General features: G+C 47.2%; 19 protein-coding genes. 1 reads left to right on the top strand and 18 read right to left on the bottom strand.

Features of this window, described 5'->3' with window-relative positions; translation table 11 throughout:
• Nucleotides 1-64 precede the first annotated feature (64 nt).
• The 3 genes from NYE45_RS11330 to NYE45_RS11320 all read right to left on the bottom strand — a co-directional run bounded on the left by NYE45_RS11330 (nucleotide 65) and on the right by NYE45_RS11320 (nucleotide 1,846).
• Nucleotides 65-199, bottom strand: a complete 135-nt coding sequence (locus tag NYE45_RS11330) for a hypothetical protein (protein WP_017689094.1) — start codon at nucleotides 197-199, stop codon at nucleotides 65-67.
• 119 nt (nucleotides 200-318) lie between these two features.
• Nucleotides 319-654 carry a four-helix bundle copper-binding protein gene (locus NYE45_RS11325; protein WP_169478435.1) on the bottom strand — a complete coding sequence of 112 codons (336 nt, stop codon included), beginning with the start codon at nucleotides 652-654 and terminating at the stop codon, nucleotides 319-321.
• Between the two features lie 73 nt (nucleotides 655-727).
• Nucleotides 728-1,846, bottom strand: a complete 1,119-nt coding sequence (locus NYE45_RS11320) for a GTP-binding protein (protein ID WP_340016680.1) — start codon at nucleotides 1,844-1,846, stop codon at nucleotides 728-730.
• A gap of 169 nt (nucleotides 1,847-2,015) precedes the next feature.
• On the opposite strand from NYE45_RS11320, the gene NYE45_RS11315 reads away from it, so the two are divergent.
• The gene (locus tag NYE45_RS11315; protein WP_036609234.1) at nucleotides 2,016-2,534 is read left to right on the top strand and encodes a MogA/MoaB family molybdenum cofactor biosynthesis protein; all 519 of its coding nucleotides are present in this window, start codon (nucleotides 2,016-2,018) and stop codon (nucleotides 2,532-2,534) included.
• Between the two features lie 75 nt (nucleotides 2,535-2,609).
• Here the strand turns inward: NYE45_RS11315 and NYE45_RS11310 are convergent, their stop codons facing one another.
• The 15 genes from NYE45_RS11310 to NYE45_RS11240 form a co-directional block, all read right to left on the bottom strand.
• Nucleotides 2,610-3,164: a hypothetical protein gene (locus tag NYE45_RS11310; protein WP_340016679.1), complete on the bottom strand. Its 555-nt coding sequence runs from the start codon at nucleotides 3,162-3,164 to the stop codon at nucleotides 2,610-2,612.
• Nucleotides 3,165-3,238: 74 nt separating this feature from the next.
• A complete protein-coding gene (locus NYE45_RS11305; protein ID WP_340016678.1) occupies nucleotides 3,239-4,258 on the bottom strand; it encodes an oxidoreductase in 1,020 nt (339 codons plus the stop codon).
• Nucleotides 4,259-4,370: 112 nt separating this feature from the next.
• The gene (locus tag NYE45_RS11300; protein WP_340016677.1) at nucleotides 4,371-5,021 is read right to left on the bottom strand and encodes a hypothetical protein; all 651 of its coding nucleotides are present in this window, start codon (nucleotides 5,019-5,021) and stop codon (nucleotides 4,371-4,373) included.
• A 367-nt stretch (nucleotides 5,022-5,388) separates the two neighbouring features.
• Nucleotides 5,389-6,843, bottom strand: a complete 1,455-nt coding sequence (locus tag NYE45_RS11295) for a nicotinate phosphoribosyltransferase (RefSeq protein WP_062833859.1) — start codon at nucleotides 6,841-6,843, stop codon at nucleotides 5,389-5,391.
• A 194-nt stretch (nucleotides 6,844-7,037) separates the two neighbouring features.
• On the bottom strand, nucleotides 7,038-7,595 hold the full coding sequence (locus NYE45_RS11290; protein WP_340016676.1) for an isochorismatase family cysteine hydrolase: 558 nt from the start codon (nucleotides 7,593-7,595) through the stop codon (nucleotides 7,038-7,040).
• A gap of 68 nt (nucleotides 7,596-7,663) precedes the next feature.
• A complete protein-coding gene (locus NYE45_RS11285; RefSeq protein WP_062833857.1) occupies nucleotides 7,664-8,467 on the bottom strand; it encodes an NUDIX domain-containing protein in 804 nt (267 codons plus the stop codon).
• A gap of 78 nt (nucleotides 8,468-8,545) precedes the next feature.
• The gene (locus NYE45_RS11280; RefSeq protein WP_340016675.1) at nucleotides 8,546-8,950 is read right to left on the bottom strand and encodes a PaaI family thioesterase; all 405 of its coding nucleotides are present in this window, start codon (nucleotides 8,948-8,950) and stop codon (nucleotides 8,546-8,548) included.
• Between the two features lie 212 nt (nucleotides 8,951-9,162).
• Complete coding sequence (locus NYE45_RS11275) at nucleotides 9,163-9,612, bottom strand: YlbF family regulator (protein WP_036609251.1); 450 nt, start codon at nucleotides 9,610-9,612, stop codon at nucleotides 9,163-9,165.
• Between the two features lie 272 nt (nucleotides 9,613-9,884).
• The gene (gene miaB, locus NYE45_RS11270) at nucleotides 9,885-11,441 is read right to left on the bottom strand and encodes a tRNA (N6-isopentenyl adenosine(37)-C2)-methylthiotransferase MiaB (protein ID WP_339169628.1); all 1,557 of its coding nucleotides are present in this window, start codon (nucleotides 11,439-11,441) and stop codon (nucleotides 9,885-9,887) included.
• Nucleotides 11,442-11,753: 312 nt separating this feature from the next.
• The gene (locus NYE45_RS11265; protein ID WP_340016674.1) at nucleotides 11,754-12,326 is read right to left on the bottom strand and encodes a phosphate propanoyltransferase; all 573 of its coding nucleotides are present in this window, start codon (nucleotides 12,324-12,326) and stop codon (nucleotides 11,754-11,756) included.
• 203 nt (nucleotides 12,327-12,529) lie between these two features.
• Complete coding sequence (locus NYE45_RS11260) at nucleotides 12,530-13,519, bottom strand: membrane dipeptidase (RefSeq protein WP_340016673.1); 990 nt, start codon at nucleotides 13,517-13,519, stop codon at nucleotides 12,530-12,532.
• 87 nt (nucleotides 13,520-13,606) lie between these two features.
• Entirely contained in the window at nucleotides 13,607-13,867 is a 261-nt protein-coding gene (locus NYE45_RS11255; RefSeq protein WP_007430104.1) for a stage V sporulation protein S, read from the bottom strand.
• A gap of 117 nt (nucleotides 13,868-13,984) precedes the next feature.
• Nucleotides 13,985-14,779, bottom strand: a complete 795-nt coding sequence (locus NYE45_RS11250; protein ID WP_062833853.1) for a TIGR00282 family metallophosphoesterase — start codon at nucleotides 14,777-14,779, stop codon at nucleotides 13,985-13,987.
• A gap of 163 nt (nucleotides 14,780-14,942) precedes the next feature.
• Nucleotides 14,943-16,484 (bottom strand): ribonuclease Y, encoded by a 1,542-nt coding sequence (gene rny, locus NYE45_RS11245; RefSeq protein ID WP_036670418.1) that lies wholly within the window; start codon nucleotides 16,482-16,484, stop codon nucleotides 14,943-14,945.
• 310 nt (nucleotides 16,485-16,794) lie between these two features.
• Nucleotides 16,795-17,532 carry a regulatory protein RecX gene (locus NYE45_RS11240; protein ID WP_145146944.1) on the bottom strand — a complete coding sequence of 246 codons (738 nt, stop codon included), beginning with the start codon at nucleotides 17,530-17,532 and terminating at the stop codon, nucleotides 16,795-16,797.
• Nucleotides 17,533-17,688 lie beyond the last annotated feature (156 nt).

The following is a 17,688-nucleotide window of genomic DNA, read 5'->3' as shown; positions in this document are numbered from 1 at the left end:
ATCCCCAATCGGGATACGCGTACATCTTTTCGGATAACCATCTCACGGGTGCGGTTCGCTCAGGTCATGTCATACCGGCTTCCACCTCTCCCGGCTCGCTGTCATGTATGGATCTGGCTACTCTCCCGATCATTGATATTCTTCGTTTCAATTCATTGCCATCATTATACATACCATGATCAGACTTGGCAACCTGCATTAAAAATCCCCTACTGAAGGCAACACATAGGCACATCGTCTCAGATGCCTGTGTTCGCTGCTTTCCTTAGGGGACCAACATATTATCCGTTTTAATTATATATTCCAGAGAAATGATATTTACGCTACGACTGCCATCAACCGGCAAGCTTCTGCACATCTGCGGCACGCCTCTGCACATGCTTGGCAATGACTATGCTGGTGTTTACCACACTCTGCGGCGCAAGCTTCACAAGCTTTCACACACAATTCGCATATTTCGGCAATGAAATCACTTCCACGCGTCATCGCTTGTGCAGCAAAACTGCAAATCTCCGCACATTCGCGATTCAATCGAATGCAATCACGCAACATCGCCAGATCATATTCTTTCAGACTCGATATGTAACATACGTTGCAAGCATTCATACATTCCAGGCAAGCATCGATACATTGTTGATATTGTTGTTGTGTCATTTAAAGTTACCTCCCAGGCAAAGTTTGCTATGCTTCTTAATACCCAGTACGGAGGAACATTGAATCATCTAGCCTACTTTATCGCTTCCAATTCCAGTAATTGGTCACGAATGACAGTTTGGTCAAAATGTTCACCTATAAACACAGCAACATTAGGGACATCTCCCTGAGGTGTGATCTTCATATAATCCGATTCACGGTAAGCATACTGGAACCAGAAGCGGCTCGCCGTGTCACTAAACGATAAAATACCTTTCGCTCGATACACGTCTCGTGGCAAAGCTGATACAAACTGTTCAAATGCTTCGCTATTCACCGGATGATTGAAATAATGCGTATACACCATGACATGTTCGTGTGATGCATGAGGAGCGGAATGCTCGTGACTGCGGGCATGGACATGGCTATGGGATACGTCAGTATTCGTAGCATCGCCTTGGAGTGTATGATCTGTATGTTCATGAACATGATTGCAGCCATGTGTACCACAGGTTTCCGTATGCACATGATGCTCTTGGTGAGCATGGTTACCTGCTTCAGAAGCTGAATCATGGACGTGCACGTCTGCCCCGCTGCGAAGCAACAGATCCATCTCCACCGCACATTTGACCGTAGGTATTACAGGTGCGAAGCCATTCCATTTTGCCAAAAGCTGCTCCAAATCTTGCAGTTCCTGTGCACTCACCCGATCTGTTTTGTTCAAGAGAAGCACAGACGCACAACGAATCTGCTCCTGCATCAGTTTGAAGGTCTGCCCCTTCTGCTCCTGGTACAATCCAGATAGATGCGCTGCATCCACAACGGTAATGAGGCTTTTCAGTTCCAATCGCATGTAGAGTGAAGTCTCGGTGACCGCATCCAAAATTTCCATTGGATTTGCCGCACCCGTCGCTTCTATGATGATCACATCCGGGGATTCCTCCTGAACAAGTTCAGCAAGCTGCAATCCCAAGTCGCCACGTACGGTACAACAGATACATCCACCTAACATCTCTGTCATCGGAACGGTGGAATCCACAATCTGACCATCCAGATTAACTTCGCCCAACTCATTCATCACTACTGCGGGACGCAATCCCTGCTGTTGCCAATGTTCGATCAACTGAACAAGCAGTGTTGTTTTGCCACTTCCCAAAAAGCCTGACAGTATATATACAGGTATGGATTTTTCTTTTAAAATCGTTTCGTTCATGCTTAAACACCTCTCTGATTATCCTCTTGTAACCTAGTCTATCTATATCTAGCGAGTGTACACCACCTGCATTCGTTGTGCAATAACGTTCAACTCTTCCCCAGTACATTGCCTGATTCTAACGGATAGTCTATGCTATGAGGACATGTTGATTGAAGGAGGAAGTTTCATGACCAATTCAGTGGAACAACATCGCCAGGAAGCTCCTGACACGGTATCGTGCATGATTGTTACGGTGTCGGACACACGCACCAAAGACACCGATACCAGCGGCCAGCTCATGCATCAGCTTCTGAATGAAGCAGGTTATCAGATTGTTGAATACATCATTACGCCAGATGAAACGGAGAACATTCGAAGCATCCTGCAAGATGCAGCCGTTCGTGATGATATCGAAGCCGTGCTGCTCAGTGGCGGAACAGGGATTGCCCCCCGAGATACGACCTACGAAGCGGTGTCCTCACTGCTCGACAAGGAACTGCCGGGCTTCGGGGAAATCTTCCGTTTTCTGAGTTATACCGAGGATATCGGTTCGGCTGCCATCCTGAGTAGAGCCGTCGCCGGAACGATTGGACGCACAGCCGTCTTCTCCATGCCGGGCTCCAAAGGAGCTGTCAAATTGGCTATGGAAAAACTCATTTTGCCTGAGCTACGGCATGTCATGCGTGAAATATATAAACCCGTCTGAAGGATCAGACGGGTTTTTCGGGTTTGTTTTCAGCTGTACGGTATGAATTGAAAAATTTGGTGCTCGCCTCACCTCTTACCTTAATTGCTCCAGCACATGTTGGAACACCTGCAGAACATCCGGCTCATACTCGTCCTTTTCCCCACCAGAAGCCGTATACACCAGTGAAACGTAATCTTTGCTGCGAATCGTTGTTCGGCCAAGCACATTCTCCAAGACAGCCTCGTCACCATTCTCACTGTACATTTGTTTCATGCCAGCAACCCGTGCTACCTTATCCCTGAAAATATGGACTTTCACGATGTGTCTGCCACTTCCATTTAACAAATACATATAAGAGATCCCACCATGATCATCATCGGCAGACATGTTATTCATCAGCTGGATGCCCTTTGCTTCAAAACTCTTACTGATCTCATTCACCAATGCACCGTTTAATCCATGTCCTTGACTCTGTGCCCGCACATTTCCTTCATTCGTCGCTTCGCGCGTATAGACCTTTCGCTCCTGCTCAATGGATGATGCTGAACAAGCCACCAGGGACCAGACACTCGCAATCAACACTCCACTTAGAAGTACTAACTTGATTATTCTTCCAACCAGAATTCGGTCTTCTCTACCAAACCACATGCCAATCCTTCCTTTCCAGCCACGTGTACTGTGACCTATTCAGGTAGAATTAGCATGTCTAAGGACTTAGAATCTTATGCGGATGGGAGATCTGATATCGTATGGACCACGGTACGACCTACTGCACCACCTTGGAGTATCGTCTCCAGCGTATGAGGCAATTGGTCTAAGGAAATTTCACGGATTCCCAGTTCCAGCGCGCGCTCCGGTTTCCATTCTCCGCCAAGCAGTTTCCACAATCGTTCCCGACGTTCCATTGGACAATATACAGAATCTATACCAATAAGCTGGATACCACGCAAAATAAATGGAAGTACCGTCGATTCAAAAGCTGTGCCTCCAGTTAAACCAGATACCGCAACCGCACCTCCGTATTGGATCTGTTTCAATCGCTCCGCGAGAGCCGGTCCTCCTGTTGGATCAACTACTCCCGCCCATAGCTGTTTCCCCATGGCGCCTTTAGCTGGAGCATCGGCTTCTTCACGAGTAATTACCTCTGAAGCCCCCAAGTTTCGAAGCAATGGCTCCTCCTGCTCCTTCTTGCCTGTGCTGGCTGTTACTTCAAAACCAAGCTTCGCCAGAATCGCAACTGCCATACTGCCAACACCACCTGTTGCACCCGTAACCAGAACCTTGCCCGTCTCCGGTGTCACTCCAGCCTGTAACAGCGCATCTACCGAAAGTGCAGCCGTAAATCCTGCAGTTCCAATCGCCATGGCTTCTTTCTCACTAAGACCCGGTGGCAGAGGCACCAGCCATTCACTGCGCAGTCGAGCATACTCGCTGTACCCTCCATAATGGGATACGCCAGGTTCAAATCCTGTACTGATCACCCGATCTCCCGGTGCAAAACGTCCGCTTACGGATTCCTCCACCGTTCCTGCCAGATCGATGCCCGGTACCATCGGGTATTCACGAACGACACCGCCCTTTTCAAGGGTAGCGAGTCCGTCTTTATAATTGACACTGGAATACTGCACCTGTACCGTTACATCTCCATTTGGCAGGTCTTCCTTCTTCAGTTGTTCTATAGCAGCTTTCACTCCGCCCTGTTCTTCTTTACGGACAACATATGCGTTGAAATGATTTTTCATCGATAGCCACTCCTTCTTCGACTTTGATATATTTTTCCATTAAGCACATGAATTGTTCGCATTCAGGCTTAACGACTACCTTTTACCTTTGGATTCTTCCTGATGTTAATAATCAAGCTCTGTCTCTCCTTAGCGTCAACAGATAGATTAGTGGACCCACAATGGGAATGATTCCTGCCGCTGCCCAAGCTAGTGAACGTCGACTCGCTTTAGCATCCCTGTATATCGCAATCATGGAAAGTAAGCTCAGCAGAACAAAATCAATCGTCATGATATGTACAAAGGAAGATTGATTGAACGCGTCCATAAATACATCCGGATGACCTTGCATCACGGCATAGAATGCCGTCCCCAGCGTCAACAGCAGAAGGACTACATGCGTCAGCTTGTGGGCTGCAACCCGTCCAATTCCCGACTCCCGCTGACGACCAAAATGTAAGCTTGCGTATCCCGAAGTTCTATTCGCAGATGATGACCACGCATAATAAGGAAGCAGGGCAAACGCACCCAATCCAAAAGAAAGCAAGACAAAAGGCCAAGCCGGAACACGGCTTCGTTCTTTCACAGATGTTCTTAACAGCATACAGGCATACACTGCCGGGAAAATACCTAACCACGAAAATACCGTAAGTAACCAAGGTTCTTTGCTTTGCATTGTGATCAGTTCTTTGAATATCGGATCACTTCCAGGTGACTGCCCCGGTGCCAACAACACTGCATAGGCAATAAAAGCGATCCAGACCAGTCCTAATATCCATCTCATGTCTGCACCTCCTCTTACTCTCATCCCCGGCAACTACGGGATTGAAACAATGCCAGATAATCAATCGGTATTGAAGGAGCTGCCCTATTATGTCGAAGCAACACTCCGAAAAGATGCAAGATTTGGCGTCTCCTGCGCTTTCCCGAGAAATAATTACTGCATTTCCCCTCCTAATGCGTGTTCAATAAGTCCTTTCTTGAACAACAACCTCTTGAACGAACAAGCCAAATTCCAGTATAGCCTGCTACATAGGCATTCTGTCCATGAGATTTCTTACATTTCTGATCCGCATCATCTGGATCATACTAAAAAGGCATAAGCCAGTATTCTTCACTGGTTATGCCTCTCTGTAATTCTTATGTGTAGATCATTCCTCTGTGGACTTCACATGTTCCGCAATGAGCTTCTGCTTCATATTCCATGCCGCAGGGCTAATGTTCACACGATAGATCTCGGGGTTGAGCTTCCGTTGGTATTCAGGCCAGAAGAGGTTCATCTGTTCCTTATGGTACGCCCGAATCTCATCCAAATTAGGCAGCTCATACACCTTGCGTCCGTTCACAAAGATCGGCTCCAGCATATTTACCGCTTCGTAGCGGGTAACGGTCTTTTTCAGATAAGGGTGTAGCGGGTTGAACAGCTTGAGCGGTCCGCCCTGTAGCGGCTGTTCTTCCTCTGGATAGCAGATATAATCTGCAATCGCCTTGCCATGCTTCGGATCAATGATCCGGAACACTTCCTTTTTACCTGGCGTGGACACTTTTTCAGGATTGGCAGATATTTTGATCGTAGGCAGCATGGCACCGTCCACTTCACGCTCCACCAATTTGTATACCCCACCCAAAGATGGCTGGTCAGAGGCCGTAATCAGTTGTGTGCCGACTCCCCATGTATCAATCCGCGCTCCTTGAGCCTTCAGGTTAAAAATCGTATTCTCATCCAAATCATTGGATGCTACAATTTTCACATAATCCAAGCCAGCCTCATCCAGCATCTGACGTGCCTGAATCGACAAGTACGCAAGGTCACCACTATCCAGACGAATCGCATTCATCTTTTTACCTTGGCTCTCCAGCTTCTTGGCTGTCTTGATGGCGTGAGGTACACCACTGTTCAACGTGTCAAAGGTATCGACCAGCAGAGTAACCTGATCAGGCAACACTTTCGCATACACATCAAACGCTTCCTGCTCGCTCATAAAGCTCTGTACCCAGGAATGGGCATGTGTACCTGCTGTTGGTATCCCGAAGCGCTCTCCGGCCAGCATATTGGACGTTGCATGGAATCCTGCCACATATGAAGCACGTGCGCCCCAGATGGCAGCATCCGCTTCCTGTGCACGTCGTGTACCGAATTCGAGTAAGGTATCCTGCTGTGCTACCTGTTTGATCCGCGAAGCCTTGGTTGCTATCAACGTCTGATAATTCATGAAGTTAAGTATCGCCGTCTCCACCAATTGTGTCTCCATAATGGAGCCTTCTACCCGAATGAGCGGTTCGTCAGGAAAAACAATTGCACCTTCCTTCATCGAATGAATTGTCCCCTGAAATGAAAACTGGAGCAACTCTTCCAGAAAGACCGGATCGTAATTTTCCTCTTGTTTGGATAAAAATTTGATGTCGTCCATCGTAAACCGAAGCTGGCTGATATAGTTCACAATTCGTTCCAATCCGGCAAACACCGCATATCCGTTGCCAAAAGGAAGCTTACGGAAATAGGCTTCAAATACCGCCTTCCGCTTGTGTGTACCATTCACCCAATGGGCGTACATCATATTGATTTGATATTTATCCGTATGTAAAGCCAGGCTAGTCGTCTGCATTTGTCTCATCCTCTCTGACTTCCGCTCGTGCCCGCAGATTTGACCTGTGGACACGGGTTAACATATGGAGACTTATTCTTCATGATTCTGTTCATCCGTATTCAAAAACAAGTCTCCCGTACAATTCTATACATCATTCACCACATTCATCCGGTTCCTAACATTAGGTCAATCAGACATGATTATGGATTAAATCACGCCAGGACCGTCTCGCTTGCCTTAACCACCGAAGCACCTAGGCTGGAACGAAAATGTTCAAGTGCCCACTCATGCCCTGTCGGATTGAAGCTGGCAACAGCATCTTCATATACCGTAATATGAAAACCTTTATTGTAAGCATCCACTGCCGTATGCAATACACAAATATCCGTACATACCCCAATGAGTGCAATATCTGTAATGCCACGTGCACGCAGTCTGAGTTCCAAATCTGTCCCACAGAATGCGCTGTATCTCGTCTTATCCATCCACCGAATATCGGTTTTTCGTTCCTCCATCACTTGGGCAAGACGACCGTAGAGCTGTCTTCCCTCTGTATTTCGGATGTTATGAGGTGGGAAAAGCGCAGTCTCCGGATGATACGGATCATTCTCTTCGTGTAGGTCCACAGCCATGATTACCTCATGTTTGTTCTTACAGTAAGCTTCCGTTACAGCCGCGATAGTCTCTTCGATCTCAACTGCCGGCTGACCTACTGGCAAAGAACCTGTCACAAAATCCTTCGTGAAATCAATGACAATCAGTGCTTTCATCGTCAACACTCCCTTAGCCGAGAAATGGTTGATCCTGATTCAATTCAGATTGACACACCTACACATTATTACGTATAGATGGATAGGCGTGGTACGAGTTCTGTAAAACGATATAGCTGCGCCGGACGCTGTGAGTACTGGTTGGAACTCACCAGGTTACCTTCTTCATCCCGTACTTCTTCCACAATGCCTTTGCGACTGCGGGTAGACGTAATCTTGCGAATGAAGTTTGGTTCTTCAAAATCCGGTACTACACTTTGAATAACCTGATATAATTCACTTAATGTAAAATCACGTGGCAGGAACTGACGAGCAATCGTCGTTTCCAGCATCTGCTGTTGAATACGTCGATAAGCATCTTCGATGATTGTTCTGTGATCAAAGGCCAGCTCCAGTTCTTGCAGCGCCTCCTGAATCGTGAACAACCCAACATCCTCAGCATCATCTGCCGCTTGGCGTTGATCAAGCATCCATTCTTCCACCAGTGCGAAAAATGCATGAGAGATGATCCAGCCCCTCGGGTCACGACCTGGCTGACTGTATACATTCAAGTACTCCAGATGTCCACCGTCCACACCTGTCTCTTCCATCAATTCACGCTTAGCTGCACCGTAGATGGACTCGTTCTCCTGACAGAATCCACCCGGTAACGCCCATCTACCAGCAAAAGGCCAGCCTTTGCGCTTGATCAGCATCACTTTCAGTTCACGAATGGGAAGTGTCTTCGTCACCGTCTTGCGCTCCCGCTTGGTCAAGGTAAACATAACGATATCCGCAGGAACACCATCGGGGGTACGATATTTCTTGGAACTATAGGCACGTGCTGCCTGTTCGTCGCTCTCTGCATTGAAGTGTTCGTAGTTTTCGCTCATGGGCACCACCGACTATTTTCATTTTGATAATTTCATTATGACATAATAATATTTTTTGTCAACTGCGGGATTCCTGCGTTATGTTCTTGGACGTGCTATACGGAAAGTCGCCGTAGCCATGCATCCCAACGTACCCGATGCATCACGAACCTCCGATTGAGTCGTAACACTGCGTCCAGCCTGATGAAGTACCGTAGCTGTCACCGTTAATTCCCCTTGTTTCATGGGTGCGAGAAAATGTACGTTCAGATTCGTTGTCACACAGCCGTCCACTTCCATTGCTGCTGTTGCAACCATACCCATCGCCTGATCCATCAGTGAAGTCAATACGCCCCCATGAATAATCCCCATGGAGTTGGTATGATGTTCGCCTGCTGTCAGCGCGATCTGTACTTCTTTGCCGTCTCCTATAATATAACGACAGCCAAGAAATCCCCAAAATCGTCCGTCTCCGTCTTCCACCATTTTGTCCAAAATACTCATTATTCATTTCTCCTTTATTGCACTGTACGTATCAAGCTCTTGATGTCATGTGCCTTTATCATTAAAAAATCAGCGCGCCACACAAAATAACCCCACAGTGTGGAGCTTTGCTTGGAAGTATATTCCGAGTACTTGGCGATAGCCACCCCATGTTAACGATGATGTAATGAATGTCAAAAAAGGCGCGGACTGCGTCCGCACCCTTCCGTCATTTAACCGCAACTGGTCGGAGGTGAATCCGTTCCAGCCTCCACGTTCACTTTTTCGGAAACCGTATCCCGGATTACAGAGATCACAAGCTGAAGCAAGTAGTTGATATCGCTCTGACTCTGCTGGAATTCCGTAACCAATGGAATGCTGTCCAGTTCGCTTTGCAGATCTTCAATTTCCTGTTCGATTTTGCTGACCATCTCCACATTTTTGAAGCTTTCAAAAGCAACGATCTCTTTTTGTTTCTTCTTGATGGTTGCAATCAACTGCTGGATGCGCTCATGATCACGAATTTTGGTTTCAGCCTGTTGAAACTGTCTAACTTCCTCACTCGTTCCGAGCATATCAGCCAACTCTTTGGCTTTTCCCATAATGTCGTCGCGTATGACCAGATTGCGCGTATCGTAGGTAGGCATTCCATAATGGTTGTACTGCACTTCTTCCTGCGCCACTGAAATCGCTCCATTCTATGAGATGATATAAGATGAGAACCTGGGCTCAATATAAATTCAGACGATTGCTCCATGACCGCTACGGTTACGGATCGTTCTTTTGATCGCTGTTGTCGCCGAATTTTCTTGATTATATTGTTCAAAGGTTTAAAATTCGGTGACAAAGGCGAACGCTTTGCTTCTGCAGAATCGATTCCGTTCCCTTCGCTACTTGCGCGGTATGTCCAAACCTTTATATTAAGCCTCCAAGATTCATCTTATTTGTGTGTGTATTACTGATTGGCAGCTACCGGCTCGGAGAGCAGGTTGCCCCGAATATAAAAAGTCATCGGATCGGTGATTTCCACTTGTACGAAAGTACCGATCAATTCTTTGGGTCCTTCAAAATGCACCAGCTTGTTGCTGCGCGTACGTCCTGCCAGAACTTCGGAATTCCGTTTGCTCTCACCTTCAACGAGCACCTCAACGATTTTACCGCGTTGCTCTTCATTGCTTCGGTGGCTGTATTCGTTGATGGTTTCATTCAAGCGTTTCAAACGTTCCTTCTTCACTTCCATCGGTACGTTATCCTCCATCACCGCAGCAGGCGTACCTTCACGCGGGGAATAGATGAAGGTATAGGCAAAATCATACCCTACTTCACGGACAAGGGAAAGTGTATCTTCAAATTGTTCTTCTGTTTCCCCAGGAAAACCAACAATAATGTCCGTTGTCAACACAACTTCCGGAATGGCCGTTTTAATTTTGCCAGCCAGGTTCAAATAGTGTTCCCGGCTATACTTGCGGCTCATACGCTTAAGTACTTCCGAACTGCCAGACTGCACCGGAAGGTGGATATGCTCCACCAGGTTTCCGCCCTTGGCCAGCACTTCAATCAAGCGATCATCAAAGTCACGTGGGTGACTGGTTGTAAAGCGTACACGCGGAATATCAATTTGTCGGATGGCATCCATCAAGTCGCCAAAGCTGTAGTTCAGGTCGGTGAAGTCTTTGCCGTACGCGTTCACATTTTGACCAAGCAGGGTGATTTCTTTAAAGCCCTGGCGTGCCAAATCCCGTACTTCGGCAATGACATCTTCCGGACGACGGCTGCGTTCTTTGCCCCGTGTGAACGGAACGATGCAATATGTACAGAACTTGTCGCAGCCATACATGATGTTCACCCAGCCGCGCATACCCTCACGTTTCTTCGGCAGGTTCTCAATGATGTCGCCTTCCTTGGACCATACCTCAACAACCATTTCTTTGCTGAACAGCGCTTCCTGGATCAGATGTGGCAACCGGTGCACATTATGTGTACCGAAGATCATATCCACAAATCCATGCTTCTGCATGATCCGGTTGACTACGCCTTCCTCCTGGGACATACACCCGCACACGCCAAGTAACAATCCCGGACGTTCGAGTTTTAGCGTTTTCAGGTGACCAAGCTCACCAAAAACCTTATCTTCCGCATTTTCCCGTATGGCACACGTATTGAGCAGAATAATATCAGCCTCTTTGCGATCTTCTGTGGCCTGATACCCCATAGACTCAAGCAGACCTTTGATGGTCTCCGAGTCATGCTCGTTCATCTGACATCCATACGTATATACAATATAATGTTTGCCTTTCCCTATGTTTTTCAGTTCATCGGGAACGGCATTTTCGTAAAGCACCTGGACATCTTCCTTGCCCCGCTGTTTCTCCTGACGATGATTGGGTTCCGATTTGATGTTAATCTCACGGCCCCGGATTCTTATCTTTTTGCTGAATTCATCTTGCGAAATTACTTTGGCATCGGAGAAATCAAAATATTGGGAGTAATCCTTTTTTGAGTCTTTAGCCATTTCCTTCGGTCACTCCTTACAGCCTCTATTAATAAAAATTCGTTCATTCATCCCTGTTCCACATGAAGTTCTTGCTTGGAACAGCAAAAGAGCATTACAGCAAATTATAGCATGAATTGGGCTGTAGTTCCACATCCAAACCGCATGTCCCTTCGTCTAATCCGAAACATGCAAGGCTCAGAAGAACTCCAAAAACAAATAAAAAAACCTGAGCCTTGCCATCAGGGTTGGAATTAACCGCCCCTCTTGGCTGTGCTCAGGTTTATACGTTATTCAGACCGCGTAATTCGCGGCTGAAGGCTGTTCATGTTATTAGTCGATGATTTCAGCAGTGTCGCCATTACGAGCGCCAGCAGCGTTAGCTTCATCTGTATCAATATGCATGTCCAGTGCGAAAGAATCGGATACACGAGCCAGTACATTTTCCAGTACCAGACCACGATCTCCGCCCAGACGTACTTTCAGCATTTGTTTGTCTTCGATACCCCATTTAGCAGCATCCGAAGTATGGAAGTGGATGTGACGAGCAGCAACGATAACACCTTTATCAATTGTTACTTCGCCAGCAGGACCTTTAATCGTGATTCCCGGAGTGCCTTCAATGCTTCCGGATTCACGTACAGGTGCTTTAACACCAATGGCAAATGAATCTGTCATGGAGATCTCGAGTTGCGTTTCAGGACGAACAGGTCCAAGGATACGCACTTTATCAAACTGTCCTTTCGAACCAATTACCGCTACAGTTTCGTTAGCAGCGTATTGGCCAGGCTGGGACAGAGCTTTAAATTCAGTCAGTTCATACCCTTTACCAAACAAAATTTCAACGTGCTCTTGGGATACATGAATGTGACGGGCAGATACGCCCACAGGTACTGTTTTACTCATCGTAAATTTCACTCCTTGTTTATCTATGGCCTGTACTCAGGCTCTTAACAATCCAATGGTATTATACCCCTTTTTGGAGTGAAATGAAAACGAACTGGTGAAAATTCATGAAATACACATATTTCACCATCATTTCCCGCCTTTATTTGGAAAACGAGCTTCATTCCACCCATGGGGTCTGTCCCAGAGCCCACTTCACTATTTCACGGGAGCCCCTTCATTTTCAGATTATTCTCTGGCAAGTGTTCCCCCAGATAACTCGTCGCATTCCCCCACAACCAGCCACGCACCAAATGTTCATCATAATGCTTGAGCAGGATCTCCGTCACTCTTGGATAGTGTCCTAAGTGTTCAAGTCTCTGAATATATGTTGAAATCCCATCAAAATCGGAGCCCATCATCAGATGATGCTGCCCACCCAGAGAACAAATCTGCTCGATATGAGGTAACAGGTCTTTTATACGTACGTCACCCTCCTGCTTAACAAACCAAGGGACAAACGTCAGTCCGATCCGCCCTTCGCGGGCAATGATGGCCTGAATCTGATCATCTTTCAGATTACGCACATGGGGACATACGCTATAGCTGTTGGAGTGGGAGGCGATAAAAGGACGCTTGCTCAAGTCAGTCAGTTCCCAGAACCCTTTCTCCGTTAGATGTGACACATCTAACAGCATCCCGATTTCATTACACCGGTGCACCAGTTCCTTCCCCTTCTCGGTCAGACCTGCTCCACGCTTCTCCATTACTCCGTCAGCCGCCCAATTGGCATAATTCCACGTAAGTCCAATGATTCGAACACCCATCTGATAACATAACTCCAGATAGAACAGGTTGCCCTCCAGACCGTCCACGCCCTCCAGTGTGATTAATCCCCACGGATCCTCTGTTTGCCCCACCTGAGCCACCTGTTCGCGCCATAACAACGTCTGCGTGCCGCCAAGTCGCTCCTGACTCCTCTCTACGCGCTTACGATAGATCTCCAACTGCCCCATCACATGTTCAAACTTACCTCTGCCAAGTACTTCAGGTAAATAGATGGCGAATGCCTGTAATCCGACTTTACCCTCTTTCAAGCGTTTCAAATTCACATCCAGTTGTGTAGAATCTTCGAACGAAAGAGCTGGCTGCATCAATATTTTGCTCAGTGCATCACAGTGAAAATCAGCTACGCGCCAATCAGACACGGACATCTTAAACCCTCCTCCATATTTTGTTACAAAAAACGCAAAAAAACCTGTCTACATCATCGTAAACAGGTTCAATGCATACTGCATGTATTATCTGGGCTCCACAATCAGCTTAATGGCCGTTCGGTCCTCGCCGTCGATCACAATGTCTGTAAAAGCTGGAATACAAATCAGGTCAACTCCGCTTGGTGCTACAAATCCCCGGGCTATCGCTACCGCTTTAATGGCTTGGTTCAGTGCTCCCGCTCCAATTGCCTGCAGTTCAGCATTTCCACGTTCACGAAGAACCCCTGCAAGAGCGCCGGCTACAGAATTAGGATTGGACTTTGCTGAAACTTTTAATACATCCATGGTAAGTACCTCCCTGGGAATGTTGAAAGTTTGTTTCCACTTACTAGATGTTATTCGCGGGAGGCAAAAAAATTCCTTCTTTTTAGACGGGTTTCCCTGCAAAATGGGACAATACCCCTATTCCATGCGCCACTCGTCCTCCATCAGACGAATTTTTTCGATGCGTGTTGCCGCACCTGTAGCTTCATCAATTTCTACTAAGACACCATGGAAATGCCATTTGCCATCATCCACAACGAAACGTACAGGGAGCTGGGTGTAGAACTTGCGCAGCACGGCCTCACGCTCCATGCCCAATATGCCATCACGCGGCCCTACCATGCCCGCATCCGTCAAGTAAGCCGTTCCTCCAGGCAAAATCCGATCATCGTTACTCTGTACATGCGTATGTGTACCTACAACGAGCGACGCGCGTCCATCCAAATGCCATCCCATGGCAATCTTCTCTGACGTCGCTTCGGCATGCATATCGACCAGAATACATTTATAATCCTGGCGTAGCTCGTCTACAATCTCATCAGCCACACGGAATGGACAATCCAGGGCAGGCAGGAACGTTCTTCCTTGCAGATTGACAATGGCCAACTCTTTGCCCTCACCTTTGACTACTGTGTATCCTCGTCCTGGTGTTCCTGGTGGAAAGTTCGCTGGACGAATCATGCGCGGCTCATCATCTATAAAATCAAAAATATCCTTATTGTCCCAGGTATGATTACCAAGTGTAATACCATGTACACCCCAGTTGAAAAACTCATTTGCGATCGCACCGGTAATTCCGCGACCTGCTGCCGCATTTTCACCATTTACAATGACCACATGTGGTTTATACTTCGATTTCAGGTACGGTAAATTTTCCTTTAATGCCTTACGTCCCACGTTGCCTACAATGTCACCAATAAACAAAACTTTCATTGATTACTGCCTCCTCAATTCCTGCAAAGTCCTCTTACTTCGAATGTTGAACCTTTGCAGGACTCTATCTCATGCTCCATGATGTGTATTTCGTACAAAAAGCCTTTAACAGGCTATCAACAGGAAAAGTGGCCCACTACTGCGGCCACTTTTCCGTAATGCTCTATTTTGCGTATTCAACCGCACGGGTTTCCCGGATGACGGTGACTTTGATGTGACCCGGATAGTCGAGTTCATTCTCAATCATCTTCGTGATGTCACGGGCCAAGCGGAAGGCTTCAGCATCATCGATCTTCTCAGGCTGTACCATAACGCGAACTTCGCGTCCGGCCTGAATGGCATACGATTTCTCGACACCTTCGAAGGATTCCGAAATCTCTTCCAGCTTCTCCAGTCGTTTGATATACGTTTCCAGCGTTTCGCGGCGTGCGCCTGGTCTTGCTGCGGAGAGCGCATCTGCTGCGCCAACCAACATGGCAATGACCGAAGTCGCTTCGCAATCTCCGTGATGGGACGCGATACTGTTGATTACAACCGGATGTTCTTTGTATTTCTTCGCCAGTTCCACGCCAATTTCGACGTGTGATCCTTCCACTTCGTGATCCAGCGCTTTACCGATGTCATGCAATAGACCTGCACGTCTTGCCAGAGTTACGTCTTCTCCGAGTTCGCCAGCCATCAGTCCAGCCAGATAAGCGACTTCCATGGAATGTTTCAAGACGTTCTGACCGTAGCTTGTACGGAACTTCAACCGGCCCAAAATTTTGATCAGATCCGGATGCAGACCATGCACGCCCACTTCAAAGGTAGCTTGCTCACCGTATTCACGGATGCGCTCATCCACTTCTTTGCGGGATTTCTCAACCATCTCTTCAATCCGTGCCGGGTGAATACGTCCATCAGCCACCAGTTTCTCCAGTGCAGTACGGGCGATCTCACGGCGAATCGGGTCAAAGCCCGACAGAATAACAGCTTCTGGCGTATCATCGATAATGAGGTCAATCCCTGTAAGGGTTTCAAGCGCACGGATGTTACGTCCTTCACGACCGATAATCCGTCCTTTCATTTCTTCATTTGGCAGGGTAACAACAGATACCGTTGTTTCCGCTACGTGGTCAGCCGCACAACGTTGGATGGCGAGTGTAATAATCTCGCGGGACTTTTTGTCCGCTTCTTCCTTCGCTTGTTGTTCAATGTCCTTGATCATTTGAGCCGTCTCATGACGAACTTCCTGTTCTACGTTGGACAGTATGATACTGCGTGCGTCTTCCATAGTGAGGTTGGATATACGTTCCAGCTCCGTCACCTGGTTTTTGTAGATCATTTCGATCTGCTGTTGTGTCTCATCAATTCGTTTCTCTTTGTTAGCCACTTGCTCTTCTTTACGTTCGAGTGATTCCAATTTTTTATCCAGCGACTCTTCTTTTTGCAACAATCGTCTTTCTTGTCGTTGAATTTCATTCCGACGTTCACGAGTGTCTTTTTCAGCCTCGGCGCGAATGCGATGAATTTCATCCTTCGCTTCCAGCACCGTTTCTTTCTTCAGTGCTTCTGCCTCTTTCTTCGCGTTCTCCACGATTTGTACGGCAGCTTGTTCCGCACTAGAGATTTTAGCCTCTGCAAGAGATTTGCGAATAAAATATCCTACTCCGAACCCAATGAATAGCGCGGCTGCAACGAGAGCGATCGTGATTGCAATTTCCATACTGTTCACCTCCTCGTTGGTTCCTCCAAGGCATTCCTTGGGTCAATTTGCAGTTTTCAAACCTTACATATTTTTGGGAATAACGAATACTCACGGCGATCCCCCGCCGATTTTCATTTCACATGTACATGTTTCCACGTACTATTCACTGTTTCCAGCGAACCCATAATTAAGAATGGTATAAATCTTAAGAAACCGAAACCGCTTTTTTGGAAGGAAAAAGGGTTGTCCATTTCTTACAGACTCATGTCCATTTTAGTATTTGACGAAAGAAATTGTCAAGAGAATGCAGTATAGAGACTCCAGTCTGCTAATCCCATAACAACGCTTCGTCATCTTCAGGGTCCACAGCCTCATCTTCTTCAATTAAACAATTCACGACCCGGCGCACCATATCCATTGAAAAACCACGTCTCATCAGGAAGGGAAGCGTTTTATGTTTCTTCTCTTTGACGTCCCCTTTGACCTGATTCCATTTTTTGCGTCCGGCGCTCAAAGCAGTCTCAAATTCCGCATCCGCACTTACACCTTCCAGTGCTTCAACAATGAGATCATTGGCAATGCCCTTTTGACGCAGCTCTTGCCTTATCCACAGTTTTCCCTTCCGCTTGCCCTCCATACGCTGTCTTGTCCATTCCTTCGCAAATAGATCGTCATCCACCAGGTTCTCCCGCTCAAGCCGATCCAGCGCCTCTTCAATCAAAGGTGCGGCAAACTCCTTCTGACGAAGTTTCTGACTTAATTCATGACGTGTACGCGGCTTATGCTCCAGAAAGCGCAGAGACTGTGCATACGTCCGCTGCCGCTCGTCCGCTACGATGATTTCCTCCAGATCCTTCTTCATAAACGTATTACCTTGCGTCATCCTGTATTTAATCATCACATCTTCAAGAACCGTAATGGAGTGGATGCCAAAAGTAATTCGATAACGAGCTTGCCTACTCTTCGTGCGTTCTACCCGTGTAATCGTAAGTTCTTCATTATCCGGAAATTGGGAGAGGCCGTCCCGTTCTGCTTCTTCATATAAATCCTCGTCATGTTGATCCATTCAGGTCTCCCCTTTCATAACACATTTTCATGCTAACTACACTAAGCGCATCTTAACAGAAGACAGCGGACGCTAACACAAAAGGCCGGGAACTCAGCCCGGCCTTTATCTCCACAGTCACCTCTGACAGTCAGCGTGCCAACAGCCCCTGTCCAC

The organism is Paenibacillus sp. FSL K6-1318, from assembly GCF_037976905.1.
In the GTDB taxonomy this organism is placed as follows: domain Bacteria; phylum Bacillota; class Bacilli; order Paenibacillales; family Paenibacillaceae; genus Paenibacillus; species Paenibacillus amylolyticus_A.
This window is presented reverse-complemented; position numbering and strand designations above follow the sequence as displayed.